Source organism: Asanoa sp. NPDC049573 (assembly GCF_040676615.1).
Taxonomy (GTDB): Bacteria; Actinomycetota; Actinomycetes; order Mycobacteriales; family Micromonosporaceae; genus Asanoa.
The window spans coordinates 112,039-135,670 of record NZ_JBFAPI010000015.1 but is presented as its reverse complement, the minus strand read 5'-3'; the positions used below and the strand labels follow the sequence as shown (position 1 = coordinate 135,670).

General features: G+C 71.1%; 21 protein-coding genes. 12 read left to right on the top strand and 9 right to left on the bottom strand.

All coding sequences use genetic code 11. The features are described 5' to 3' along the window. Nucleotides 1-126: 126 nt before the first annotated feature. The 6 genes from AB0J74_RS28725 to AB0J74_RS28700 all read right to left on the bottom strand — a co-directional run bounded on the left by AB0J74_RS28725 (nt 127) and on the right by AB0J74_RS28700 (nt 4,499). Nucleotides 127-1,092 (bottom strand): cysteine synthase, encoded by a 966-nt coding sequence (locus tag AB0J74_RS28725; protein ID WP_116066603.1) that lies wholly within the window; start codon nt 1,090-1,092, stop codon nt 127-129. Nucleotides 1,093-1,104: 12 nt separating this feature from the next. Beyond that, on the bottom strand, nt 1,105-1,431 hold the full coding sequence (locus tag AB0J74_RS28720) for a MoaD family protein (RefSeq protein ID WP_363453358.1): 327 nt from the start codon (nt 1,429-1,431) through the stop codon (nt 1,105-1,107). Between the two features lie 64 nt (nt 1,432-1,495). Further along, nucleotides 1,496-1,987 carry a M67 family metallopeptidase gene (locus tag AB0J74_RS28715; RefSeq protein ID WP_363453356.1) on the bottom strand — a complete coding sequence of 164 codons (492 nt, stop codon included), beginning with the start codon at nt 1,985-1,987 and terminating at the stop codon, nt 1,496-1,498. An 87-nt stretch (nt 1,988-2,074) separates the two neighbouring features. Continuing rightward, the gene (locus tag AB0J74_RS28710; RefSeq protein WP_363453354.1) at nt 2,075-2,569 is read right to left on the bottom strand and encodes a DUF2017 domain-containing protein; all 495 of its coding nucleotides are present in this window, start codon (nt 2,567-2,569) and stop codon (nt 2,075-2,077) included. A gap of 3 nt (nt 2,570-2,572) precedes the next feature. Then, entirely contained in the window at nt 2,573-2,863 is a 291-nt protein-coding gene (clpS, locus tag AB0J74_RS28705; RefSeq protein WP_363453352.1) for an ATP-dependent Clp protease adapter ClpS, read from the bottom strand. Between the two features lie 79 nt (nt 2,864-2,942). Then, complete coding sequence (locus tag AB0J74_RS28700; RefSeq protein WP_363453350.1) at nt 2,943-4,499, bottom strand: hypothetical protein; 1,557 nt, start codon at nt 4,497-4,499, stop codon at nt 2,943-2,945. A gap of 188 nt (nt 4,500-4,687) precedes the next feature. On the opposite strand from AB0J74_RS28700, the gene AB0J74_RS28695 reads away from it, so the two are divergent. The 11 genes from AB0J74_RS28695 to AB0J74_RS28645 all read left to right on the top strand — a co-directional run bounded on the left by AB0J74_RS28695 (nt 4,688) and on the right by AB0J74_RS28645 (nt 18,292). Beyond that, nucleotides 4,688-7,348, top strand: a complete 2,661-nt coding sequence (locus AB0J74_RS28695) for a LuxR C-terminal-related transcriptional regulator (RefSeq protein WP_363453348.1) — start codon at nt 4,688-4,690, stop codon at nt 7,346-7,348. Nucleotides 7,349-7,374: 26 nt separating this feature from the next. After that, complete coding sequence (locus tag AB0J74_RS28690) at nt 7,375-8,661, top strand: nicotinate phosphoribosyltransferase (RefSeq protein WP_363453346.1); 1,287 nt, start codon at nt 7,375-7,377, stop codon at nt 8,659-8,661. Between the two features lie 9 nt (nt 8,662-8,670). Further along, a complete protein-coding gene (locus AB0J74_RS28685) occupies nt 8,671-9,252 on the top strand; it encodes a nicotinamidase (RefSeq protein ID WP_363453344.1) in 582 nt (193 codons plus the stop codon). Continuing rightward, nucleotides 9,249-10,478, top strand: a complete 1,230-nt coding sequence (locus AB0J74_RS28680) for an MFS transporter (protein WP_363453342.1) — start codon at nt 9,249-9,251, stop codon at nt 10,476-10,478. Before AB0J74_RS28685 ends, AB0J74_RS28680 begins: the two co-directional genes overlap by 4 nt. Before the next feature lie 498 nt (nt 10,479-10,976). Continuing rightward, complete coding sequence (locus AB0J74_RS28675; protein WP_363453340.1) at nt 10,977-12,062, top strand: hypothetical protein; 1,086 nt, start codon at nt 10,977-10,979, stop codon at nt 12,060-12,062. Between the two features lie 138 nt (nt 12,063-12,200). After that, a complete protein-coding gene (locus AB0J74_RS28670) occupies nt 12,201-13,175 on the top strand; it encodes a sugar ABC transporter substrate-binding protein (RefSeq protein ID WP_363453338.1) in 975 nt (324 codons plus the stop codon). Further along, nucleotides 13,172-13,948 (top strand): ATP-binding cassette domain-containing protein, encoded by a 777-nt coding sequence (locus AB0J74_RS28665; RefSeq protein WP_363453336.1) that lies wholly within the window; start codon nt 13,172-13,174, stop codon nt 13,946-13,948. The genes AB0J74_RS28670 and AB0J74_RS28665 overlap by 4 nt, the downstream gene beginning before the upstream one ends. Next, nucleotides 13,945-14,952, top strand: a complete 1,008-nt coding sequence (locus AB0J74_RS28660) for an ABC transporter permease (RefSeq protein ID WP_363453334.1) — start codon at nt 13,945-13,947, stop codon at nt 14,950-14,952. The genes AB0J74_RS28665 and AB0J74_RS28660 overlap by 4 nt, the downstream gene beginning before the upstream one ends. 4 nt (nt 14,953-14,956) lie before the next feature. Continuing rightward, complete coding sequence (locus tag AB0J74_RS28655) at nt 14,957-15,901, top strand: alpha/beta hydrolase (RefSeq protein ID WP_363453332.1); 945 nt, start codon at nt 14,957-14,959, stop codon at nt 15,899-15,901. Between the two features lie 19 nt (nt 15,902-15,920). Further along, nucleotides 15,921-16,832, top strand: coding sequence for an alpha/beta hydrolase (locus AB0J74_RS28650; RefSeq protein WP_363453330.1), 912 nt, complete (start codon nt 15,921-15,923; stop codon nt 16,830-16,832). After that, nucleotides 16,829-18,292 carry a mannitol dehydrogenase family protein gene (locus tag AB0J74_RS28645; RefSeq protein WP_363453328.1) on the top strand — a complete coding sequence of 488 codons (1,464 nt, stop codon included), beginning with the start codon at nt 16,829-16,831 and terminating at the stop codon, nt 18,290-18,292. Before AB0J74_RS28650 ends, AB0J74_RS28645 begins: the two co-directional genes overlap by 4 nt. Before the next feature lie 348 nt (nt 18,293-18,640). Here AB0J74_RS28645 and AB0J74_RS28640 read toward each other — a convergent pair whose 3' ends face one another. Next, entirely contained in the window at nt 18,641-19,624 is a 984-nt protein-coding gene (locus tag AB0J74_RS28640; RefSeq protein ID WP_363453326.1) for a GlxA family transcriptional regulator, read from the bottom strand. Nucleotides 19,625-19,715: 91 nt separating this feature from the next. Here AB0J74_RS28640 and AB0J74_RS28635 point away from each other — a divergent pair, with 91 nt between their 5' ends. Beyond that, nucleotides 19,716-20,249: a hypothetical protein gene (locus tag AB0J74_RS28635; protein WP_363453324.1), complete on the top strand. Its 534-nt coding sequence runs from the start codon at nt 19,716-19,718 to the stop codon at nt 20,247-20,249. A 51-nt stretch (nt 20,250-20,300) separates the two neighbouring features. On the opposite strand, the gene ctaD is transcribed toward AB0J74_RS28635, so the two are convergent. Together ctaD and AB0J74_RS28625 are read right to left on the bottom strand one after the other, a co-directional pair. Further along, complete coding sequence (gene ctaD, locus AB0J74_RS28630) at nt 20,301-22,046, bottom strand: cytochrome c oxidase subunit I (RefSeq protein WP_363453322.1); 1,746 nt, start codon at nt 22,044-22,046, stop codon at nt 20,301-20,303. Between the two features lie 355 nt (nt 22,047-22,401). Further along, nucleotides 22,402-23,511, bottom strand: a complete 1,110-nt coding sequence (locus AB0J74_RS28625; protein WP_363453320.1) for an FAD-dependent monooxygenase — start codon at nt 23,509-23,511, stop codon at nt 22,402-22,404. Nucleotides 23,512-23,632 lie beyond the last annotated feature (121 nt).

Genomic DNA, 23,632 nt, shown 5'->3' with positions numbered 1-23,632 from the left:
AGGCCTTTGTGGATGCGCGGCGAAAAGAAAAGCCCGACCACCGCGGACCTGGCAGCGAAGCGCAGCGAGCGGTCCCCGGCGGGAGCGACGGTCAGCCGCTGAAGCGGACCCGGGAAATGCTGTTCGCTATGCCCAGAGCTGCCCGTCGAGCGCTTCTTCGGCCTCCGCGAGAGTGCCGCCGTAGGCGCCCGTCGACAGGTATTTCCAGCCGCCGTCGGCGACGACGAAGGCGACGTCGGCGCGGATGCCGTCCTTGACCGCCTGGTGCGCGACGGCCAGGGCGGCGTGCAGGATCGCGCCGCTGGAGAAGCCGGCGAAGATGCCTTCGACCTCGACCAGTTGGCGGGTACGCAGGACCGCGTCCCGGGTGCCGACCGAGAAGCGGCGGGTCAGCACCGAGGCGTCGTAGAGTTCCGGCACGTAGCCCTCGTCGATGTTGCGCAACCCATAGACAACCTCGCCGTAGCGGGGCTCGGCGGCGATGATCTCGATGCCGGGGACCTTTTCGCGCAGGTAGCGGCCCGTGCCCATCAGCGTGCCCGTGGTGCCGAGGCCGGCCACGAAGTGGGTGATCGTCGGCAGGTCGCGCAGCAGCTCTGGGCCCGTCGTCTCATAGTGGGCGCGGGCGTTGTCGGGGTTGCCGTATTGGAAGAGCATCACCCAGTCGGGATGTTCGGCCGCGATCTGCTTGGCCGTCGCCACCGCCTGGTTGGAGCCGCCGGCGGCCGGCGAGAAGATGATCTCCGCGCCATACATCCGGAGAAGCTGGGTGCGCTCGGTCGAGACGTTCTCCGGCATCACGCAGACGAGACGGTAGCCGCGCAGCTTAGCCACCATGGCCAGCGAGATGCCGGTGTTGCCGCTGGTCGGCTCCAGGATCGTGTCGCCCGGGCGGAGCCGGCCGGCGCGTTCGGCCTCGCGGACCATGAACAGCGCCGCCCGGTCCTTGATGCTGCCGGTCGGGTTGCGATCTTCGAGTTTGGCCCACAGCCGCACCGGCGGTGCCCCTTCGGGCACCGACGGCGACAGGCGGGGCAGGCCGACGAGCGGGGTGTCGCCGGCGGCTTCGAGCAGGCTGTCATACCGCGACATGGCGGCGCCCTCTCAGCGGGACGTCGACCGGCCGAGCAGCGCGGCCGCGGCGGCGAAGCCGAACGCGCCACCGGCGACGGCCGGCAGGATCGTCACGTTGTCGCCGTCGGACAGCTTGGCGTCGAGCGAGCCGAGGAAGCGGACGTCTTCGTCGTTGACGTAGATGTTGACGAAGCGGTGCAGGCCGCCCTGCTCGGTCACCAGCCGGCCGCGCAGGCCGGAGTGCCGGCTGTCGAGATCGGCGAGCAGCGCGGCGAGCGTGTCGCCCGCGCCCTCGACGGTCTTCGCGCCGCCGGTGTAGGTGCGCAGGATGGTGGGGATGCGGACCTCGATAGCCATGATCATTTGCTCCTGGGAAGAACGACGGTCGGAAAAGGACGGTGTGTCGCAACGGCAGCGGGGGTCAGCGGCCGGGCGAACACTCGTAGTCGACCGTCGTCGGGCTCTGCCCGAACATGTATGACTGAACGGCGTGCGGGTCCACGTTGGGCTCAACGATCTGGACCGGCTCTTCGGTTACGACGCCGTCGACGATGCGGTAGGAGCGGATCTCCTCGCCGTCGGGCTCGCGGGTCGAGACCAGCAGGTAGTGCGCTCCGGGCTCGCCGGCGAAGGAGACGTCGGTGCGCGACGGGTAGGCCTCGGTCGCGGTGTGCGAGTGGTAGATGACCACCGGCTCCTCGTCGCGGTCGTCCATCTCGCGCCAGACCCGGAGCTGCTCCATCGAGTCGAACTCATAGAAGGTCATCGACCGGGCGGCATTGTCCATCGGGATGTGGCGCGTGGGGGTGTCGCTGCCGACCGGGCCCGCGACGACGCCGCACGCCTCGTCGGGATGGTCCCGGCGTGCGTGGGCGATGATCGCGTCGATGATCGACCGGTCGATGCTCAGCACCCGACAATCCTACCGTCTGGGGGCGGTGTGCCGGGACGTGGCAGGGGTCACGGCCACCAGCCCCGGCCGGTGGCGCAGGCCTATTGGTCACTCGGTCAACGCGGTGAGCAACGACTCCTGCAGGTAACCGAGGTAGGCGTAGACCGAGAGCTGGAAGACCCGCGACGAGGACGGGTCGCTCAGCACCGCGTCGTCGAGTTCCTCACCCAGGTCGGTGTCGACGCTGATGTCGAGGCGGACGCCCATCGCCAGCCGGGCGTCGTTGAGCGCCCGCAGCCAGGCCTCGGCCGACTCCGGGTCGAGCCGCACCTCGCCGCCGGAGCTGCTGGGCAGCGCCGCGAGAATGGCGCCGGCTGAGTCGATCTTGCTGGTCTTGAGGTCGCCCTCGGTGAATCGGCGGAACTCGGCCGACTCCTCGGCGTTGGTCGGGTAGATGTCGGGGAACAGCCGGTCGACCACCGGATCGGCGAGGTCGAAGCCGTCGGTCAGCAGGCCGACCACCTCGGTCGCGACCTTGCGCAGCACGCGGACCTCGTCGGGCGCGAAGGTCGCGACGCAGTGCTCTCCATACCGGCGAAACATGGGTCAGGGCTGCTCGACCGTCGCCCAGAGGCCGTAGCCGTGCAGGCACGAAGCGTCATATTCCATCCGCTCGCGGGCGCCCGCGGAGACCGCCGCGCGGCCTTTGTTGTGCACGTCGAGCATCAGCGCCTGGGCCTTGTCATGGGTGTAGCCGAACTGCTTCTGGAAGACCCAGGTCACATAGGTCATCAAGTTGACCGGATCGTCATGGACGACAGTGATCCAGGGACGGTCCGTCGCCGGCAGGGTCTCGACATCCGGCGACTGCACGGGGGTCGTCTGCGGGGCTGCCACACCGCCATCGTACGAGCAAATCGACGCACCGACGACCGCCACATGCGCCTCACTAGCCCTCATCTGTCGTGGGCCCCGATCAGGCCAGCAGGATCCCGTGGTCGACGGCTTCGGCCAGCACCCCGGCCAGGGCCTTGTGGGTGGCGTCGAGCCGGCGGGAGATCTCGCGGAGCAGCTCGAGCTCGACACTGCGGATCGACCGTTGTGCCCACGAGCGGGCCCGGTTGGTGTCGGCGGCCCCGGCGAGCCGCCACTGGCCGTAGCAACCACCGGCCAGCCCGACGCCGACCGACGGGAGGATCGTGCGGCCCGGCTCGACCGGGTAGGCGGCCAGGCCGGTGACCGCGCCGGCGCCGGCGACCGTGGCCACGCCGGCCGTGCTGGTGATCAGGAGGACCTTGTCGAGGTCACGGGCGTTGCGGTCGTCGGCGAGCCCGCGCCGCACTCCGGCCGCCACCCGGCGCCGGATGCCCTCGTCGGGCGGGGCGCCGAAGACCTGGGTGGCGGCGTCGGTTAGTAGGCGGTCGACGGCCGCGTCGCACTCGGCCACGGCCCGCAGCGAGAGGGCGTGCATCTCGCGGTCGAGCGTCTCGGGCAGGCCGGCCGGGCCGGTGCCGAACACGATCTCCTGCACACAGCGCAGGTGGATGTTGGCCAGCTCGATGGACAGCCGCTGGCGGACCAGGTGGGTCTCGGCCCGGGCGGCCTTGTCTAGTCGCTCGGCCCAGTCGGACTCGTGTGCACCCTCGGCGACCCGGACGGTGCGCATCGCGTTGGGCGGCACGGGCGGGTTGTCGCTGGCCCGGCGCATGCCCTCTTCGGCGGCCCACTCGGTGAGCGCGCGGCGCAGGAATGCGGTGTCGCCCGCACCCGGGTCGACGGCGAACCACGGCGCTTCTGCCAGCGCCGGCACAGCGGTGGCGATCGCCAGTCGCTGTGCCTCGACCGCGCCTGCGGCCGGGTCGTCGCCGCCGAGCCCGGGCGCGACCTCGCCGAGCGCTAGCAGGTCGAGGTCGCTCGTGGACAGCGCGGGCGCCGGTGCGTACCAGCTGCCGTCAGCGCGGGGTGTCACGACGAAGAAAACGGCGGCGTTGGTCTGGGCGACCTCGCCGAGGATGTCGAGCTCGAAGCGGCCGGGTAGCTGGCCGGCGCTCAACACGTACATCACCGCGCCGCCGCGGGCAACGGCGTCGTGCAGCACCCGGCCGCCGGCGACGCCGAGATGCTCGGTGTCGGGAGCGTCGACCAGGGTGAAGTGGCGCAGCAGCGGGTCGGGCAGGCTCAGCTCGACCCGGCGGGGCGGCCGGGCGGCGGCGGGCTCGTCGACCGGCGGGACGACCCGGAACGGGTGGGCCTTGCGGGCGCCGGGCAGGTAGGAGCAGACGTCTTTGCCGTGGCCGTGGTTGACCACCAGGTAGCTCGCCGGCGGCACGTCGAGCAGGGGGCCGACGGCGCCGACCAACGCGGCGACCACCTCGCTGCGGCCGCTGCCGCGGGCGCCGAGTGCGACGACGGCCAACGGCTCGTCGGGGATCGGCTCGAGCTCCGGACCACGCAACCGGCTGGGCGTGCGCCGCTGATGCGGCAGGGAGATGATCTCTGCCCCGGTCAGCCGATCGAGCGTGTCTGAGCCCATGCCTGCGCCTCCCTGATCTGACCTGCGCGCGGCGATCACCGTCCGCATTCCGTCGAGCACCGGAACGCTATGCGAACCGCCACCTAACATGACAGGTCCACCACTACTCAATGCCGACCGAGCGCGCTACTCAACTTCAACCCGTTACGGGGAGTACCCATCGCCATTACTCTCTATATGCTGCGGTGATGGGTCCGTGGAGATTTGTCGGCCGTGCCGCAGAGCTCAACCGTCTCATCTCGACCGCCTCGGGTGGAAGGGGAAGAGGGCTCATATTTGGCGGCAGTGCGGGCATCGGCAAGAGCCGCCTGCTACGCGAGGGTGTGGCCCTTCTCGACACTGATCGACTGGCCGTCTGGACGGCCTCCGCCAACCTCGCGACCGCCTCGCTGCCGTTCGGCGGGCTGGCCCAGGTGCTGCCCACCGACCAGCCGCCGGGCCTGACCGCCGCCGCCCTGTTGCGGTGGGCCGTCGAGGCGCTCAACCAGCAGGCCGCCGGCCGGCCGATCGTGCTGGCGATCGACGACGCCCACCTGCTCGACCCGTCGTCGGCCGCCCTGGTCTACCTGATGGCCCGCGACGAGGGCGCGACCGTGCTCGGCACGTTCCGCAGCGGCGAGCAGTTCCCGCATCCGATCGCGGCGCTGTGGACCGACGACCTGGTCGAGATGGTCGAGCTCGACCCGATGTCGGTCGACGACGTGGGCGGTCTGCTGGCCCAGATGCTCGACGGCCCGGTCGACCATGCCAGCGCCGAGCGGCTCTGGAAGCTGTCCGAGGGCAACGCGCTGTTCCTCCGCGAGCTGGTGCTGGCGGCCAAGCAGGCCGGCGAGTTCACCAACAAGTTCGGCATGAACCGGTGGACCGGCCGGCTCGAGCTGGCACCGAGCCTGACCGACCTGATCGACGCCCGCATCGGCGAGCTCACCACCGGAGTACGCGGGGTGGTCGAGCTGGCCGCGTTCGGCGAGCCGATCGGCTTCGACCTGCTGATCAAGGCGACCGACCCGGCCGACGTCGAGGTGGCCGAGGAGCGTGGGCTGATCCGGGTGGTCGACAGCGATCGCCGCAAGAACGTCCGGCTGCACCACCCGCTCTACGGCGAGGTGGTCCGCCGCCGCTGCCCGACCGTGCGCACCCGGCGGCTCGAGGCCCAGCTCGCCGACCTGGTCGAGGCGGCCGGTGCCCGCCGCCGCGACGACCTGCTGCGGGTCGCGGTCTGGCGGCTCGACTCCGGCACCGCGCAAGACCCGGCGCAGCTGCTGATGGCCGGCGCGCAGGCGTTCGCGGGCTTCGACGTGCCGCTGGCCACCCGGCTGGCCCGGGCCGCGCTCGACGCCGGCGGCGGCTTCGACGCGGCCGAGCTGCTGTCGACCATGATGATGTTCAGCGACCAGCCGCAGGAAGGGCTGGCCGTGCTCGACGCGGTCGAGAAGCAGGCCACCTCCAACGACCGCCGGGCCCGCTGGCTGGTGGTCCGCGGGCTGGTCAGCAACTGGGGCCTGAGCCGCGAGTCGACCCCCGACGAGCTGGCTGTCGAGGCCAAGGCGCTGACCGACCCGGCCGACCAGTGCCGGGTCCGCTCGTTCGAGGCCATCATGCGGCTGCACCGGCTGGAGAGCGCCGCGGCACTGAAGATCGCCCGGTCCATCCTCGACCGGCCGGCCGCCTCGGTGGCCGCCCGCGGCCTGGCCCAGTGCACGATCGCCCACCTGCAGGCCGCACAGGGCGAGTCGCGGGCCAGCGAGCGCGCCATCGCGAGCGTCCAGGCCGACGCACCGCTGTGGCGAGCCGACATGCCCTACCTCCAGCTCGCCCTCGAGCTGGCCCGCGGCACCCGGCTGGCGCTGATCGGCGACGTGGCCGGCATCGACGCGATCGTCGCCGACGAGTTCGCCGACCTGGCCGACGCCGGTGACTTCCGGCTCGGTTCGGGTTATCTGTCCATACTGCGCGCGCAGGCCGCCCGGCTGCGCGGCCAGTCCGCCGAGGCCCTGCGCACCAGCGTGCAGGCCTGCGCGGTGTTGGCGACCAGCCGGATCTACGCCGGCCTGGCCCACGCCGAGCGGGCCCAGGCCCACGCGATGCGCGGCGAGGTCGACGAGGCCCGCGCGGCGATGGCCGACTCCGACGAGGCGCAGGCGCCGATCATGGCGATCCTCTACCCGTGGCGCGAGCAGGCCCGGGCCGCCGTCGTGGCCGCCGCCGGCGACCTGCCCGGTGCCGCCGACCTGCTTCGCCGGCTGGTCTGGCGGCTGCGCGCCGACACTCTGGCCGGCCACGAGGTGCTCGCGCTGCACGACCTGGTGCGGCTGGGCCTGGCCGCCGACCGGATCGGGTGGCCGGAAGAGCACGACCCGGCACAGACGGTCGCCGACCGCCTCGCCGAGCTCGCCGGCACGCTCGACGGTGACCTGCCGGAGATCATGGCGACGCACGCGCAGGCGGCCGCCCGCCGATCCGGCCCCGACCTGCTGCTGGCCGCCGACTTCTTCAAGGCCAAGGGCCTCTGGGTGTACGCGGCCGAGGCCGCCGCCGGCGCCGCCACCCGGTTCCGCGAGTCGCGTACCGGCGACGCCGCCTCCGCCACCCAGCTGGTCGGTGACCTGCTGACCCACTGCGACATGCTGCGTACCCCCGCGCTCGGCCTGTCCAAGCCGGCGTTGACCGACCGCGAACGCCAGATCGCCCGGCTCGCCGCGTCCGGTGTGTCCAGCCGCGAGATCGCCGCCCAGCTCTACCTGTCGACCCGCACGATCGAAAACCATCTGCAACGGGTGTACGCGAAACTGGGCATAGCCGGTCGCGGGCAGCTCGGAGGCGCTTTGCGGATGGTTCCCGACGCCTGATCCGGCCCTCCTCCTAGGCTGGGGGGATGACCATGGGCCACCCCGCCTTACTCACCGACCACTACGAGCTGACGATGGTCAGTGCCGCGCTCAAGGACGGCACCGCCGACCGGCAGTCCGTTTTCGAGGTCTTCGCGCGCCGGCTGCCGCCGGGCCGTCGCTACGGCGTGGTGGCCGGCACGGGCCGCCTGATCGACCTGCTTCGCGAGTTCCGGTTCACCGGCGACGAGATCAGCTACCTGCGCGACCACGGCGTCGTCGACGCGCCGACGGCCGACTGGCTCGCGGGTTTCCGCTTCCAGGGCGACATCGAAGGGTACGCCGAGGGCGAACTGTTCTTCCCCGGCTCCCCGATCCTCACCGTCTCCGGGACGTTCGCGGAGTGCGTACTCCTGGAAACGCTCGTGCTCTCGGTCCTCAACCACGACAGCGCGATCGCCGCGGCCGCCGCGCGGATGGTGACCGCCGCCCGCGGTCGCGGACTGATCGAGATGGGCTCGCGCCGGGCGCACGAGGAGGCCGCGGTGGCCGCCACCCGGGCCGCCTACCTGGCCGGCTTCTCGTCGACCTCCAACCTGGCGGCCGGGATGCGCTACGGCATCCCGACGGCGGGCACCGCCGCGCACGCGTTCACGCTGCTGCACGACAACGAGGCCAGCGCGTTCGCCTCACAGGTCGCGACACTCGGCAAGAACACCACGTTGCTCGTCGACACCTACGACATCGCGGAGGGCATCCGCACCGCGATCGCGGTGGCCGGTCCGGAGCTGCGGGCGGTCCGGATCGACTCGGGTGACCTGTCGGCACTGGCGCAGCACTCGCGCGAGTTGCTCGACTCGCTGGGCGCCACCGAAACCAAGATCATCGTGTCCGGTGACCTCGACGAATACTCGATCGCGGCGCTGGCGGCCGAGCCGGTCGACAGTTACGGCGCCGGCACCTCGGTGGTCACCGGTTCCGGCGCGCCGACCGCGGGGCTGGTCTACAAGCTGGTCGAGGTCGACGGGCGGCCGGTCGTGAAGCGCTCGGAACACAAGGCAACCGTGGGCGGCCGCAAGGTCGCGGTGCGCCGGCACAAGCCGACCGGCACGGCGACCGAGGAGATCGTGGTTGCGCAGGGCGCGCCGGAGTCGCGTACCGGCGACCGGCTTTTGCAGCGCCCCTTCCTGGCCGCCGGTGAGCCGGTCGACCCGCCGTCGCTGGCCGAGTCCCGGGAACACCTGCGGCAGGGATTGATCTCGATCCCGTGGGAGGGGCTCAAGCTGTCGGCCGGCGATCCGGCGGTGCCGGTCACTGTCGTACCCGCGCGTTAGGGTTTGAGCATGAGTCGCGCCTTGATCATCATCGACACGCAGAACGACTTCTGCGAGGGCGGCACGCTGGCGGTGGCCGGCGGTGCCAGCATCGCCTCAGACATCTCGCGTGCCCTGATCGGCTGGCGTGACCGGTGGGACCACGTCGTGGCGACCAAGGATTTCCACATCAACCCGGGCGCCCACTTCAGCGACCACCCCGACTTCGTCACCACCTGGCCGCGCCACACGATCGCCGGCACGCCCGGCGCCGATCTCCACCCCAACCTGGAGGCCGGCGCGATCGAGGCGATCTTCCACAAGGGTCAATACGACGACGGCTACAGCGGCTTCTACGGCAAGACCGAAGACGGCGTCGACCTGGCCTCCTGGCTGCGCGAGCGCCAGGTCGACGAGGTCGAGGTCGTCGGGCTGGCCACCGACCACTGTGTCCAGGCCACCAGTCTCGACGCGGTGCGACAGGGCTTCAAGACCACGGTGCTGCTCGACCTGACCGCCGGCGTGCTGCCCGACACCACCGAGGCCGCCGTCGAGCGGTTGCGCGAGGCGGGCGTCACGCTCGTCGGCAATCCCGTCGTCCGCCCCGCATGAGGCTGGCTCCCTACCGGGCGGTCCTCGGGCTGCCCGGGGTCCGCCCGCTGCTCGTCGTCGCCATCCTGGCCCGCGTCCCGTCCGTCGCGGCCGGCGTGACGCTGACCCTGCACGTCGTCTTCGAGTTGCACCGCGGCTATTTCGCCGCAGGCCTGGTCGGCACCGCCTCGACGGTCGGCGCGGCGATCGGGGCGCCACTGCTCGGCCGCCTGGTCGACCGGCGCGGGCTGCGCCCGGTGCTCGCGATCTGCACCGTCGCGGAGGGCGTCTTCTGGTCCGTGGCCGGGTCGCTGCCCTACCCGGTGCTGCTCGTGCTGGCGCTGGTCGGCGGCGTGCTGATGCTGCCGGTCTTCTCGGTCGTGCGCCAGTCGCTGGCCGCGCTGGTGCCGCCCGCACACCGCCGCCCGGCCTACGCGCTCGACTCGATGTCGGTCGAACTGTCCTTCATGGTCGGTCCGGCACTGGCCGTGCTGCTGGCCACGTCGGTGTCACCGCACGCGACGATGTTCGCGGTCGGTGCCGGCGTGGTGCTGTCCGGCACGGCCCTGTTCGTCTTCAACCCACCGGTCCGCTCGTCCGACGAGGAGTCGCCCGCCGATGGCGTGGCGCCGTCGCGCCGCTCGTGGTTGTCGGCCCGCATGGTGGCGATCCTGGCCATCGCCGTGGCCACGACCCTGGTTCTGGGCGGCACCGACGTGACCGTGGTCGCGGTTCTCCGCGAGGCCGGGCAGGTCAGCTGGACGGGTCTCGTGCTTGCGCTGTGGGGCGTCTACTCGCTGGTCGGCGGGTTCGTCTACGGCTCGTTGCGCCGGGTGCCGTCACCGCTGATGCTGCTGTCGGTGCTGGCCTTCGGCACGTTGCTGGTCGCGCTGGCCGGGCCGCAGTGGTTCCTCGTCGCGTTGGCGTTGATCCCGGCGGGTGCGCTGTGCGCGCCCGCACTGGCGGCCGCGGCCGACGCGGTCAGCCACCTGGCGCCACCGTCGGTCCGCGGCGAGGCGATGGGGTTGCACGGGTCGGCCATCACGGTCGGGTTGGCCCTGGGCGCGCCGCTGGCCGGCTGGGTGATCGACATGACCTCGCCGCGGTGGGGCTTCGTAGCGACCGGCGCGGCCGGGTTGTTGGTCGCCCTCGCGGTGCTGCCGATCTACCTGATCAGACGGCCACCGTCGACACCGACCACGCCAGCGCAACGCACCAACGAGCCGTCACTGGCCGTCTCCGACTGACGGCCGCGGCCTTCGTCGGGCTCGCCGGGCCTGATCGGATGGCTGCCGTCGACGCCACCCACACCGCGAGGCCTCGCCCGACACCGCCAGACGACGCCACGCGACTCGTCGGGGCTTTCGCCCCCGGCCGCCACCTCCGAGCGACGCGACGACGCTCGCCGGGGCATTCGCGGGCAGCGGCCCCCGGCCGCCAGCTCCGAGCGACGCCACGACGCTCGCCGGGGCATTCGCTGGCAGCGGCGCGGAACCATGGTCCGGTGCCCGCGATCGGACCCGGCCCGAACATCGCCGCGCACCGCCGAGGCCGACGCGGCCGCCCATGAGCGGCGGCCAGACGGGCGGTCCGGGTCTTCGCGAGCGCGCTGATGTCCGGAAATAAACGCACAGCTCCCTCCCCCGCATCGGGCGTCCGGTTCTGCTGGCGGGCGCGGCTACAAGCGGATCTCGAGTCCGCCATCCGGCGGTCAAAATCTCAGATCTTGGGGTTACAGTGCCCGCGTGCAAGGGTTGCTGCGGTGGGTGTCGACGATCGACTCCGCGGCCGAACGTGCCCTGCGCATCATCGAGTTCTTCGACCAGCTCACCCGGCACGACGCCGACATCGAGGCCGTGACCCGCGCGACCGCCGTGCTCGCCGAGGCCACCGCCGGCGCGGAAGACGACCTGCACGACGTCGCGTGCGCGATGACGCCCGCCGGCCGGCCGGCTCAGGAGATCGGGCCGCGGACCGTCTCCCGGCCCGTCGTACACGGAAACGCCGAGATCGGCCGGGTCTGGCTCGCCCGCCCCGAGGGCGACACCGAACGCGACTGGGACGACCTCATCATGGAGCGGATGGCGTTGGCCGTCGCCGCTGCTCACGCCAGGCGGCGGCCGCCCGAGCGCGGCCCGCTGTCCGGGCCCGCCGACCCGGCCATCGTGCAGTACCTCCTCGGCGGCGGGATCTCGGAGCCCGACGCCAGCCGGGCGGCCCGGCTACTCGGGTTCCGGCCCGGCCAGCAGGTCAGGGTCGTCGCCGTGGCCAGCGCCGACCTCGCCAACCGGATGCCGGAGCTGCGTGCGGCCTTCGGCGGGCTGGTCGGCCTGACCGCCCTCAGCGGCACCAGCGCCGCGGTCATCGGGTCGCCGTTGCCGGCGTCGGTCACCCTGCCGGACGGCACCACCGGCTGCATCGGGCCCGTCGTGCCGGCGGAGCGGGCCGACGTCTCGTGGCGCGCCGCCCATCGCGGCCTGCGGTTCGCGGCGATGTCGCCGACCTGGCCGGCCCTCATCGACACCGCCGACCTCGGCTGCCTGCTCGCGCTCGACGGGCTCGACCACGACGGCATCCGGCAGCTCGCCGACGTGCAGGCGGTCGGGTCGATCGCGGCGGGCCGCCGCGGTAAGGAAGACCTCGACCTGCTCGACATCATCTGCGCGTCGAGTTCGCTGCGGGAAGCGGCCACCGCCGCGCATATGCACCACAGCAGTGTCAACTACCGGGCACAGGCCCTCAGCGGACAGCTCGGCATGAGCCTGGCCACCGCCGTGGGGCGTTACCGGGCCCGGACAGCCTTGATCTTCTGGCGGCTGCACAGCCAGTGAGGCGATTCCGCCATCTGGCGGATTTGAGGGACCCGATTTCAGCCAGGTTCCGATGTTGTCACGCGCCCACCATGGCGAGACTCAGATCATCTTCTCCACACCACCCCTAGCCGTCTCGTACGGCCGAGAGGATCTTCCATGTCCAGACGACCGTACCGGCTGATCGCCATCAGCGCCTGCGCCCTGGCTCTTGCCGCCTGCGCCGCGAACCCCGATAAAGACAGCACCGCGCCGGCGAACAGCACGACCGCCGCGACGACCGGTGGGCCGCTGAAGACGGCGGAGTTCGTCAACCCGCTCCCGCAGTACCCGGCGTGGCGCACCATCGGCGACTGCATGGCCGACGCGGCGAAGGCCCGCGGCATCGAGTTCACCGAGAGCGGCCCGACCGGCGGCACCCTGGACGCCACGAAGATGATCCAGCAGATCCAGCAGGCGACGGCCAACAAGAAGGGCGCGATCATCACCTTCCCGGCCAGCGACGCGTTCACGCCGGTCCTGCAACAGGCACAAAAGGCCGGGATCATCACCGGCACGCTGTACGGCGAGGGCGGCGACGTCGTCGTCGGACCGAATTACACCGACCTCGGCAAGATGTACGTGGACGCGATCGCCAAGCGCCCGGGCCAGCAGAACGTCGGCCTCATGGCGCAGAGCGACACCGGCCAGGCCAAGCAGTGGGCCGACGGGGTGACGGCGGCCGCGAAGGCCACCAGCAACGTCAAGATCGTCGGGACCGTCTACACCAACGACGACGCCGCGAAGGCGCTGGACCAGGCGAACGCGCTGCTGACCGCGCACCCCGAGATCAACATCATCGCCAGCCACATGGGCTCGGTGACACCCGGTGTGGTGGCCGCGATCAAGGCCCGCAACCTGGTCGGCAAGGTCTCCTTCGTCGCGTCGGGCGCCGACAACGGCGGCAAGGAGGCGATCGCGGACGGGATCGCGTACGGCGCCTGGTTGCAGGGTTTGTGTGACGAGGGCAAGACCGTGCTGGACGCGGTCGCGGACAAGGCCGAGGGCAAGACGGTGGCCGCGCACATCGACGCCGACGAGAAGATCGGCACCAAGGAGGACCTCACCACCCTGCTCGGTCAGGGCTGGGGATGAGCGACCCCGCCCTGCGGTTGCGCGGGATCGCCAAGAGCTTCGGTTCGGTCCAGGCGCTCGAGCACGTCGACTTCGCGGCCTGGCCCGGTGAGATCCACGCGATCGTCGGCGACAACGGTGCCGGGAAGTCGACCATGCTCAAGATCGTCACGGGCATTCACCAGGCGGACGCGGGCGAGATCCACCTCAACGGACAGCTGGTCGAGCTGAGACACAACGCCACGACGGTACGGGATCTCGGCGTCGCGGTGGTCTACCAGGATCTCGCCCTGGTCGAGTGCCTCGACATCGCGCAGAACCTCTCGCTCGGTAGCCTGCCGCGCCGCTGGGGAATCGTCCTGGACCGGCAGCGGATGGCCCGCGACGCGGCCAAGGTGCTCAGCGACCTCAAGGTCCGGGTTGGCGACGTCCACACGCCGGTCGGGCTGCTCTCCGGCGGGCAGCGGCAGATCATCGCCATCGCCCGCGCCGTGCGGATGAACAAGCCGCTCATGCTGCTCGACGAGCCAACGGCGGCGCTCGGCGTGCAGGAGTCGGCCCGGGTGGGAACGATCATGGAAGAGCTGCGGGCCGCCGGCAAGGCCGTCGTCTGCATCAGCCACGACCTCGAGTTCGTGTTCGCCCACGCCGACCGGATCACGGTGCTGCGGCTCGGCGTCAGCGTCGGCACCCGGAAGACGGCGGACACCACCCGCGACGAAATCGTCGGGCTCATCACCGGGGCGTTCCCCGGCGACGAGCGTTCCACCCCAGGCCAGAAGGATGCGGCATGACCGTCACCCAGTCACCCGCGGTCGCGGCCGGTCCGCAGCCGATGCACCGCGGCATCCTGTCGAGAGTGCTGCTGCGGCAGGAGTTCACGCTCGTCCTCGTCATCGTGGTCATCGGCCTGGTCGCCTTTACGCGCAACCACGCGTTCCTCAGCAGCGACAACGTGCTCGAACTGTTGCGCAGTTCGGTCATCTACTTCGTGATGGCCTGCGGCGCGTCGCTGCTGACCATCGGCGGCGGGCTGGACTTCTCCGTCGGCGGCGTGTTCACGCTCGGCGCGCTGAGCACCAGCCTGCTGCTGGTCCGCGACGTGCCCTGGCCGCTGGCGGTGGCCTTCGGCCTGGCCGTCGGCGCGCTGCTCGGGGTCGTCAACCACCTGATCATCACGTATCTGCACGTCCCGCCGATCATCGCGACCCTCGGCACGTTCTTCATGCTGCTCGGGCTGAACACCCAGGTGTCGCAGGGCGACGACGTGCTGCCGCTGCCGGACTCGTTCACGAAGCTGGGACAGGGCGACGTGCTCGGTATCCCCAGCGTCGTTCTCTATGCCGTCGCGGTCGGAGTGGTCTGCTGGTTCCTGCTGGAACGCACCCGGTTCGGGATCAACGTGCGAGCCCTGGGCGGCAACCGGCAGGCGGCGATCCAGAACGGTCTGCGCGTCGTACGACTCGACCTCGCGCTCTACGCGATCGCCGGAGCGACCGGGGCGCTGGCCGGGATCATCTACACCGCCCGGGTCGGCGCGGGCCAGGTGCAGGCCGGCGGCGCGACGACCACGCTCAACGTGGTCACCGCCGTCCTGATCGGCGGGGTGAGCCTGTTCGGCGGGCTCGGCACCATCACCGGGGTCGCGTTCGGCGCCCTGCTGCTGTCGACTGTGGACAACGCGCTGATCGTCGCCCAGGTGCCGCCGGACTACAACAACGTCATCGTCGGCGCGATCCTGATCGGTGCCGTGGCCATCGACCACCTGCGCCGCAAGCGTCTCTACAAGCGGGGCTGAGGCGATGACCACCAACTGGAAGGTCCAGGCCCGCTACGTCGATCCCGAACTCGCGGCGATGCAGGTGTTGTCACCGCGGATCACGCTCGACGACCTCGCGGCCGCCCGCGAGCTGGAGCGGACGCTGGCGACGCAGACCACCCGCAGCGCCGACGACGTCGAGATCGTGGAGTTGGCGGCCAAGCGGCGGGACGGGTCGACGTTGCCGTTGCGGCTCTACCGGTCGACCCGCTGGCAGCGCTCGACGTTGCCGGTGCTGCTGTTCATCCACGGTGGCAGCTTCGTGACCGGCGGGCTGCACAGCGAAGACAACCGCTGCATCCATTACGCGCGGGAGGCGCAGGTCGCCGTCATCGCCGTGGACTACCGGCTCGCACCCGAGCATCCGTTCCCGGCCGCGATCGAAGACTGCCAGGACGCGCTCGAGTGGATCGTCGAACACGCGCCGGCGCTCGGCTGCGACCCGTCGCGGGTCGCTCTCGGCGGGCTGAGCGCCGGCGGTTGTCTCGCCGCCGGCATGGCACTGTGGACAGCGGAGCATCCGAGCATCTCCCCCGTCTTCGCGATGCTGCTCTTTCCCGTGCTCGACGCCCGGCTCGAGACGGCGTCGGTCAACGAACTCACCGATACGCCGGTGCTCATCGCCGACACCGCACACCGGCTGTGGAGTCTCTACCTGACCGACGGGCCGGTCCCGCCACTCGCGTCGCCGGCGCTGGCCCCGGATGTCAGCGGGTTCCCGCCGACGCTGATGATCACCGCTCAATTCGACCCGCTGCGGGACGAGGGCCTGGCCTTCGCGACCCGGCTGGCCAGTGCCGGCGTACCCGTCGATCTCCATCATTTTGGTCGCGGGTTCCATTCCTTCGATTCGTTCGATGCCACTCGGCTGGGCCTGGAGTGCCTGGACATCCAGGTACGCGCTCTGCAGCGAGCCCTCGCCCCGTGACCGTGCCTGGAGTTGTCCTGTGGATACGCCCGACCTCGATTCCGACGCCGCGCTGGTCATCGAGCACCTCGCGCGCGATTTGACCGTCGCCTCCGACTCCGACCCCGCCCAGGTCCGCAAGGATTTCGCCGCGGCGATCGCCTGGCTGCGGGAGCCGGGTTCGCCGGTGACCGGCATCCGCGGCGAAGACCGCACGATCGGTTCGGTGCCGGTGCGGATCTACCCGGGCGCTGACCCGCAGGACACCGTCGTCTACATGCACGGGGGCGGCTGGGTCGTCGGGGGTCTCGACACGGCCGACGCCATCGCCGCCTCGATCTGCGCCGTCGTCGGTGCGACCGTGGTCTCGGTCGACTATCGCCTCGCTCCGGAACACCCGTTCCCGGCGGCGGTCGCCGACTGTGCCGCGGTCGTCAGGTGGGCGGCCGGCCGGCGGCCCCGGTGGTTGGGCGTGGCGGGCGACAGCTCGGGCGGGAACCTGGCGGCGGCCATGGCCAACGAGTTCGCCGACGTGGTCGACGGCCAACTGCTGCTCTACCCGGCGCTGGATCCCCGGCAGGACTCGGAGTCCTACCGCAGGTTCGCCTCGGGATACCACCTGACCAGCACGGCGATGGACTACTACTGGCGGTCCTATGCCATGCCGGACCAGCGGCGCGACCCGTCCGCGGCACCGGTCTTCCGGGGCGAGATGACCGGTTCACCGGCCGCGGTCATCGCGACGGCCCGGTTCGACCCGTTACACGACGAGGGCCGGGCGTACGCGGCGCGGCTGGTCGAGGCCGGTGTGCCGACCGTCTACCTGCCGTCGCCTTCCCTGCCGCACGGCTGGGCGGACATGACCGACCGGGTGCCGGCCGCCGCACGCGCGCTGCACACGGCGGCGTCGGCGCTCGCCTTCCTGCGTGACCGGGCGGTGGTGAGGCCGTGACCCCGCTGAGCGCCGCGACCCTCGACCGGCTCGACCCGCGGGTGGCGACCCCCGCCTATGACCGGTCGGCGCTGCGGGTCGGCATCGTCCACTTCGGAGTCGGCGGCTTCCATCGCTCCCATCAGCAGGCCTACCTGGATGCTGTCGCCGCCACCGGCGAGACCGGCTGGGGTGTCTGCGGTGTCGGGCTGCTGCCGCAGGACGCGGCCACCCGCGACGCGGCCCAGGCCCAGGACGGCCTGTATGTCCTGACGTCGTGCGCCCCGGACGGGACGCGACAGTCGCGGGTGATCGGCACGCTGATCCGCTACCTGTTCGCGCCGGACGACCCGGCCGCGGTGCTGGAGGTGCTCACGGCCGCGTCGACCCGGATCGTCTCGTTGACGATCACCGAGGGCGGCTACGGCATCGACGACGCGACCGGGGAGTTCGACCCGCACGACGAGCTCACCCGGCGCGACCTGGCCGGTGCCACCCAGCCGCACAGCGCCTTCGGGTATCTCACCGAGGCGTTGCGACGGCGCCGCGCCTCGGGCACCGCGCCGTTCACGGTGTTGTCGTGCGACAACATGGAAGGCAACGGGCAGGTCGCCAGGAAGGCGCTCGTCTCGTTCGCCCGGGCCCGGGACCCGGAGCTGGCCCGGTGGATCGAGGCCGCGGTGAGCTTCCCGTGCTCGATGGTCGATCGGATCACCCCGGTGCCCACGGCTTCCACGCGCGAGGCCGTGCGGGCCGACTTCGGTATCGACGACCGGTGGGCGCTGCAGTCGGAGAGCTTCATCCAGTGGGTCGTCGAAGACGAGTTCCCGGCTGGCCGGCCCGACCTGGCGTCGGTGGGTGTGCAGCTCGTGCCGGACGTCGAACCCTACGAGCTGATGAAGTTGCGGCTGCTCAACGCCTCGCATCAGGCGATGAGCTATCCGGCTCTGCTCGACGGGCGGGAGTGGGTGCACGACGTGTGCCGCGATCCGCTCTTCGTCGGCTTCCTGCGCCGCTACATGGAAACCGAAGCCATCCCGACCCTGCATCCGGTGCCTGGGGTCGACCTCGCCCGCTACTGCGACGAATTGATCGAACGCTTCGCCGGCGAGGCGGTACGCGACACCCTGGCGCGGTTGGCCGTCGACGCCTCGGACCGGCTGCCGAAGTTCCTGATCCCGGTGCTTCGCCAGCAACTGGCCCGCGGCGGCCCGATCGACTGCTGTGTTCTGGTCCTGGCCGCGTGGAGCCGCTACCTCGAGTCGAACCCGGGCGCCGTGGTCGACCGCCGGGCGGCCGACCTGCTGCCGCTGGCCGCCCAGGAGCGCACGCGCCCCGGCGCGTTGCTGGAGTTCACTCCGGTCTTCGGCGATCTCGCCGCCGATCGGCGGCTGGTCAGCGCATACGTCGCGGCCCGCGAGGCATTGGGCAACGGCGGGCCGCGGCTGGCGATTCAGGCGCTGCTCGAAGCGCGGACCTAGCGTTGGGCCGGCTCCGGTTGGTGATCGCCGCGCTGCCGCCGGCTGGTCGGTGCACTCGAAGCGCGGACCTAGCGTTCGGCCGGCTCCGGCTGGTGATCGCCGGGTCGCCGCCCGCTGGTCGGTGCACTCGAAGCGCGGACCTAGCGTTCGGCCGGCTCCGGCTGGTGATCGCCGGGTCGCCGCCCGCTGGTCGGTGCACACGTCGCGCCCTTGCGGCGGTGGATTGGGCGGGTCTCGGTTGGCGCAGGCGCTGCCCGGACCGCGACCCAGCGCTTGGGTGGCCACCGTCGCCCCCGCGTCGCCGCCGGCGGAGACGACGCGCGCCGCGGAGATCGGACCTGGTGCGTCTCAGCCGGCCGGCTCGCTCGCTGGGCGGCGGCACACCGCGCGGAACTTGGCCGGGGGCATGCGGAAGCGCGCGACGAACGCCTGGCGGAGCGCCTCGACCGAGCCGAAGCCGGAGCGGGTGGCTACCTCGGGCATGGGTAGGTCGGTCGAGTCGAGCAGCCGGGCCGCGGCGTCGACGCGGGCGCAGCGGACGTAACGGGCCGGTGGGTCACCCAGCTCGCGGAGGAACAGGCGGGTGAGGTGGCGCGGGCTCACCCCGACCGCCTCGGCCAGGCGGGCCGTCGACAGGTCCGCGGCCAGGTTGCTGAGCACGTGGTCGACCGCCCGGCGGACGGTGTCGTTGTCGGGGGCGGGCGGAGCGACGTACACACTCATCTGGGCCTGGTTTCCCGGTCTCTGCAAATAGGTGACCAGGTCGCGGGACACCTGGCGGGCCAGGTCGGGGCCGTGGTCCTCCTCGACGAACGCCAGGGTCAGGTCCAGTGCGCTGGTCACGCCGGCGGCTGTGGCCAGGCGGCCGTCGCGGATGAAGATCGGCTCCGAGTCGACCCGGACGTCGCGGTAGCGGCTGGCCAGGCGGGGTGCGAAGCGCCAGTGGGTGGTCGCCCGGCGGCCGTCGAGCAGGCCGGTGGCGGCGAGCACGGTGGCGCCGGTGCAGACCGAGGCGACCCGGCGGCTGTCGCGGGCCAGCCGGCGGACGTGTGCGACGAGGGCCGCGTTGGCGGCGGCCGTCTCGTGGCCGAAACCGCCCGAGACGATGATCGTGTCGAGGGGGCCGGTCAGTCGCTCCAGGGCGTGCTCGGCCTGCACGACCAGGCCGCTGTCGCATCTGATCGGATGGCCGCCGGGGGTGGCCAGTGCCACCTGGTAGCCGGGTCGCAGTTGCCCGATGGCGTTGGCCAGGTTGAACGTCGACGTCACACAGGCGATGTCGAGCAGTTCGGCGCCGTCGTAGCCGACCATGACGACGTGACGCGGGTTCATATCCCTGACCTTAGGCCGCCGATCCGTGGGTTTCGGACCTGTCACTCCGCCGGCGTTCCTGCCGGGCGGCGTGCGCTGACACCGTCGGGGCATGACTTCCACGACGCTCGGCCGGCTGGGCCACCGCTGGCCCACCCTGTTGGCGATCCCGGTCGTGCTGGGCAGCTTGTACGGCCTGGACGACGTGCGCGGGCTCGCGTTCCTGCTGGTGCTCTCGCCGCTCGCCTATCTCGTGCCGGCGTCGTTCAACCGGCCGGGGATCACCTGGCCGGCGGTGCTCGTCGGCGCGTTCGCCGTCGGGCCGTTGCGGTTGTCCGGCCTGAACCCGGCGTACGCCCTGCTGGTGGCGTTGGTCGTTTTCGTGGTCATCGGCACCGCGCGGCGGGCGCCCGGGTTCGGCATCCAGGCGGTGGCGGCCGCGCTGTTCGCGGGGCTCGCCGTGATCGCGATCGAGGCCGGGTCGCCCACCGTCGGCGGGTTGCTCATCGCGATCGGGCTGCTGGCGCACGCCGGGTGGGACGCGTATCACCACCGGGCCGACCGGGTGGTGCCGCGGTCGTACGCCGAATGGTGCTTCGTCGTCGACGTGATTCTCGGTGTGGCCGCCATCGTGCTGATCTTCTAACGGAATCAGGGGGCGACGCTTGTCGCGCCGCCCCCTGATCGCCGTTTTGTCCTACTTGCGTTCGCTTGCTTCCTCGTAGCTGGCGCCGCCGTCGGACTCGTTGGTCAGCGGCTTGGCGCCACCCTCCGGCGGGCCGGCGACCGAGCGGCCGGCGGCGAGCTCCGGGAACTTCAGGTCGAAGGCCGGGCGCTCGGAGCGGATCCGCGGCATCTTGTCGAAGTTGCGCAACGGCGGCGGCGAGGAGGTCGCCCACTCCAGCGAGTTGCCGTAGCCCCACGGGTCGTCGGCCAGGGCCATCGGGCCGGCCTTGTAGGACTTCCAGATGTTGTAGAGGAACGGCAGCGTCGAGATGCCCAGGATGAAGGCGCCGATCGTGGAGACCTCGTTGAGCGTGGTGAACCCGTCGCTCGGCCGGTAGTCGGCGTAGCGCCGCGGCATGCCCTCGTTGCCCAGCCAGTGCTGCACCAGGAAGGTGGTGTGGAAGCCGATGAAGGTCAGCCAGAAGTGCACCTTGCCGAGGCGCTCGTCGAGCATCCGGCCGAACATCTTCGGGAACCAGAAGTAGATGCCGGAGTAGACCGCGAACACGATCGTGCCGAACAGCACGTAGTGGAAGTGCGCGACCACGAAGTAGGAGTCCGACACGTGGAAGTCGACCGGCGGGCTGGCGAGCAGGACGCCGGTGAGGCCGCCGAAGAGGAACGTGACCAGGAAGCCGATCGCGAAGAGCATCGGCGTCTCGAAGCTCAACTGGCCGCGCCACATGGTGCCGATCCAGTTGAAGAACTTCATGCCGGTCGGCACCGCGATCAGGAAGCTCAGGAAGCTGAAGAACGGCAGCAGCACCTGGCCGGTGGCGAACATGTGGTGCGCCCAGACGCTCATCGACAGCGCCGCGATCGCGATCGTCGCGCCGACCAGACCCTTGTAGCCGAAGACCGGCTTGCGGGAGAAGACCGGGATGACCTCGCTGATGATTCCGAAGAACGGCAACGCGACGATATAGACCTCGGGATGGCCGAAGAACCAGAAGAGGTGTTGCCAGAGCATCGGCCCACCGGTGGCCGCGTCGTAGACGTGTGCGCCGAGTAGCCGGTCGGCCGCGAGGGCGAACAGCGCCGCCGCCAGCAGCGGGAAGACCATGATCACGAGCAGGCTAGTGACCAGGATGTTCCAGGTGAAGATCGGCATCCGGAACATCGTCATGCCCGGGGCACGCAGCGTCAGGATCGTAGTGATCATGTTGACGCCACCGAGGATCGTGCCCAGACCCGAGATCGCCAGGCCGACGATCCACATGTTGGCGCCAACACCCGGCGTGTTCTCGATGGAGTTCAGCGGCGCGTAGGCGAACCACCCGAAGTCGGCCGCGCCACCCGGGGTGAAGAACCCGCCGAGGGCGATCGAGCCGCCGAACAGGTAGAGCCAGTAGGCGAAGCTGTTGAGCCGCGGGAACGACACGTCGGGCGCGCCGATCTGCAGCGGCACGACGAAGTTCGCGAAGGCGAACACGATCGGCGTCGCGAAGAACAGCAACATGATCGTGCCGTGCATGGTGAACAGCTGGTTGTATTGCTCCGGAGACAGGAACTGCATCCCCGGTCGGGCGAGCTCGGCGCGCATCAGCAGCGCCATCACACCGCCGATGAGGAAGAACGCGAAGCTCGTGACCATATACATGATCCCGATTTGCTTAGCGTCGGTCGTGCGCAGGATGCGCGCGAAGGCCGAGCCCTTCACCGGCTGGCGGACCGGCCAGGGCCGGGTCACGATCGGCTTCGGTGCAACGGTGGTCACCACAGGCCTCCGCATCGTCTGTCTGTGTCGGAGGCAGAATAGTCCTCGCATCTCAGCAGTCCCGCGCTGGGTGGTGAAAACCTCTCTGAGACCCCGGGCCGGTCAATGATGGTCGGTGGTGGGTCGGGATCGGTTCCTAGATGGCCTTGAATCGCTGGTCACGGAGCGCGGGCGGGACGTCACGAACCCGGTCGTCGGGGGCCAGCCACAGTCACCACGGATCTACACCAAACGGACAGCGACGCTCTGGCTCGACGCGGCCAGGACTGCGTCCCGGTTGGGTGACGGTCAGACCCGGCAACGACCGGGCCTGCGCGGCCAGACCCGGTCCGACCCGACAACCGGCGCCGCGTGGTCAGGCTGGGTCGACGAGGAGGCGGTAGTGCTCGCGGAAGATGCGGTCGCCCCTGCCGCGGAGCAGCGGGTCGCGCAGGGCCGGCGTGACGTCGCGGGTGCGGTCGCGGTCGCGGGTGCGGTCCAGGACCCACTTGGTGCGCGGGCGCCGCCGGCTCTCGTACCGGCGCAGCGCTTCCGGCACCGAGCCCGAAGCGTTGAGGGCCTCGGCCAGCACGACCGCGTCTTCGAACGCCATCGCCGCGCCCTCGGACAGCGTCGGTGACGTGGCGTGGGCCGCATCGCCGACCAGTACCGCCGGGCCGCGCGACCAGCAGGCGATCTCGACCTCGTCGGTCAGGGCGACCTGCACCTTGACGACCGCGTCGAGCACCTCGGGCGCCGGTGCGCCGAAGCCGCCGAAGACCTCGCGGAGCCGGCCCAGCGGGTCGGCCGGGGCGCTGGTGCCGGGTTCGTCGGCGTAGAGGTAGAGGCGTCCGTCGCCCATCGGCATGACGACGAACGCCGAGCGTAGGCCGAGCATGGCGATCCACTCGGCGATCGGCGGGCCGCCGCTGACAACGCTGCGGTAGACCACCTGGCCGACCGGGCGAGCCGGACCGCCGAGCGCCGCGAGGGCGCGGACCGCCGACTTGCGGCCGTCGGCGCCGACGACCAGGTCGTAGGTCTCCAGAGAGCCGTCACCGAACGTAGCGTCGGCAGCGCCGTCGGTGCGCAGGTCGATGCGGGCCAGCGCGGTCTCGTAGCGAATCTCACTGTCGAGCGAGGCCAGCAGGGCCTGCTGCAGGTCGGCCCTGGGTAGCGCCCGGCACTCGCCCACGCCGGACCAGAGCTTGCCGAGGTCGACCTCGCAGAGTTCGCTGCCGCGTTCGTCGAGGAAGCGTTGCCGCTCGACGACGTCGCCCAGCGCCCGGACCGACTCCTCGAGCCCCAGCCCGCGCAGCGCCCGGGCGGCGTTGCCGGGCAGGAAGATGCCGGCGCCGGGCAGCATGCTGGCAGGCAGCTTCTCGACGACCTCGGGGTGGTAACCGGCCAGGCGGAGCGCCCTGGCAACGGCAAGACCGGCGATGCCGGCGCCGACGACGAGGACGCGCAGCGTTGACGGGAGCATGTGGACGGAGCCTCCGAGGTGGTCGAGGGGCCACGCACTGAAGCCAGAACATTACTCGGTGTTGGTACCTCTATCCAGCACCATGAACTTAGCCTAATGTCGATGGAAGCGCTCCCATCTC

Excerpts from the sequence above, each read along its gene's own strand:
- AB0J74_RS28725 (WP_116066603.1), bottom strand. The coding sequence starts at position 1,092 with ATGTCGCGGTATGACAGCCTGCTCGAAGCCGCCGGCGACACCCCGCTC.
- AB0J74_RS28720 (WP_363453358.1), bottom strand. The coding sequence starts at position 1,431 with ATGGCTATCGAGGTCCGCATCCCCACCATCCTGCGCACCTACACCGGC.
- AB0J74_RS28710 (WP_363453354.1), bottom strand. The coding sequence starts at position 2,569 with ATGTTTCGCCGGTATGGAGAGCACTGCGTCGCGACCTTCGCGCCCGAC.
- AB0J74_RS28700 (WP_363453350.1), bottom strand. The coding sequence starts at position 4,499 with ATGGGCTCAGACACGCTCGATCGGCTGACCGGGGCAGAGATCATCTCC.
- AB0J74_RS28695 (WP_363453348.1), top strand. The coding sequence starts at position 4,688 with ATGGGTCCGTGGAGATTTGTCGGCCGTGCCGCAGAGCTCAACCGTCTC.
- AB0J74_RS28690 (WP_363453346.1), top strand. The coding sequence starts at position 7,375 with ATGACCATGGGCCACCCCGCCTTACTCACCGACCACTACGAGCTGACG.
- AB0J74_RS28685 (WP_363453344.1), top strand. The coding sequence starts at position 8,671 with ATGAGTCGCGCCTTGATCATCATCGACACGCAGAACGACTTCTGCGAG.
- AB0J74_RS28680 (WP_363453342.1), top strand. The coding sequence starts at position 9,249 with ATGAGGCTGGCTCCCTACCGGGCGGTCCTCGGGCTGCCCGGGGTCCGC.
- AB0J74_RS28670 (WP_363453338.1), top strand. The coding sequence starts at position 12,201 with ATGTCCAGACGACCGTACCGGCTGATCGCCATCAGCGCCTGCGCCCTG.
- AB0J74_RS28665 (WP_363453336.1), top strand. The coding sequence starts at position 13,172 with ATGAGCGACCCCGCCCTGCGGTTGCGCGGGATCGCCAAGAGCTTCGGT.
- AB0J74_RS28660 (WP_363453334.1), top strand. The coding sequence starts at position 13,945 with ATGACCGTCACCCAGTCACCCGCGGTCGCGGCCGGTCCGCAGCCGATG.
- AB0J74_RS28655 (WP_363453332.1), top strand. The coding sequence starts at position 14,957 with ATGACCACCAACTGGAAGGTCCAGGCCCGCTACGTCGATCCCGAACTC.
- AB0J74_RS28640 (WP_363453326.1), bottom strand. The coding sequence starts at position 19,624 with ATGAACCCGCGTCACGTCGTCATGGTCGGCTACGACGGCGCCGAACTG.
- AB0J74_RS28635 (WP_363453324.1), top strand. The coding sequence starts at position 19,716 with ATGACTTCCACGACGCTCGGCCGGCTGGGCCACCGCTGGCCCACCCTG.
- AB0J74_RS28625 (WP_363453320.1), bottom strand. The coding sequence starts at position 23,511 with ATGCTCCCGTCAACGCTGCGCGTCCTCGTCGTCGGCGCCGGCATCGCC.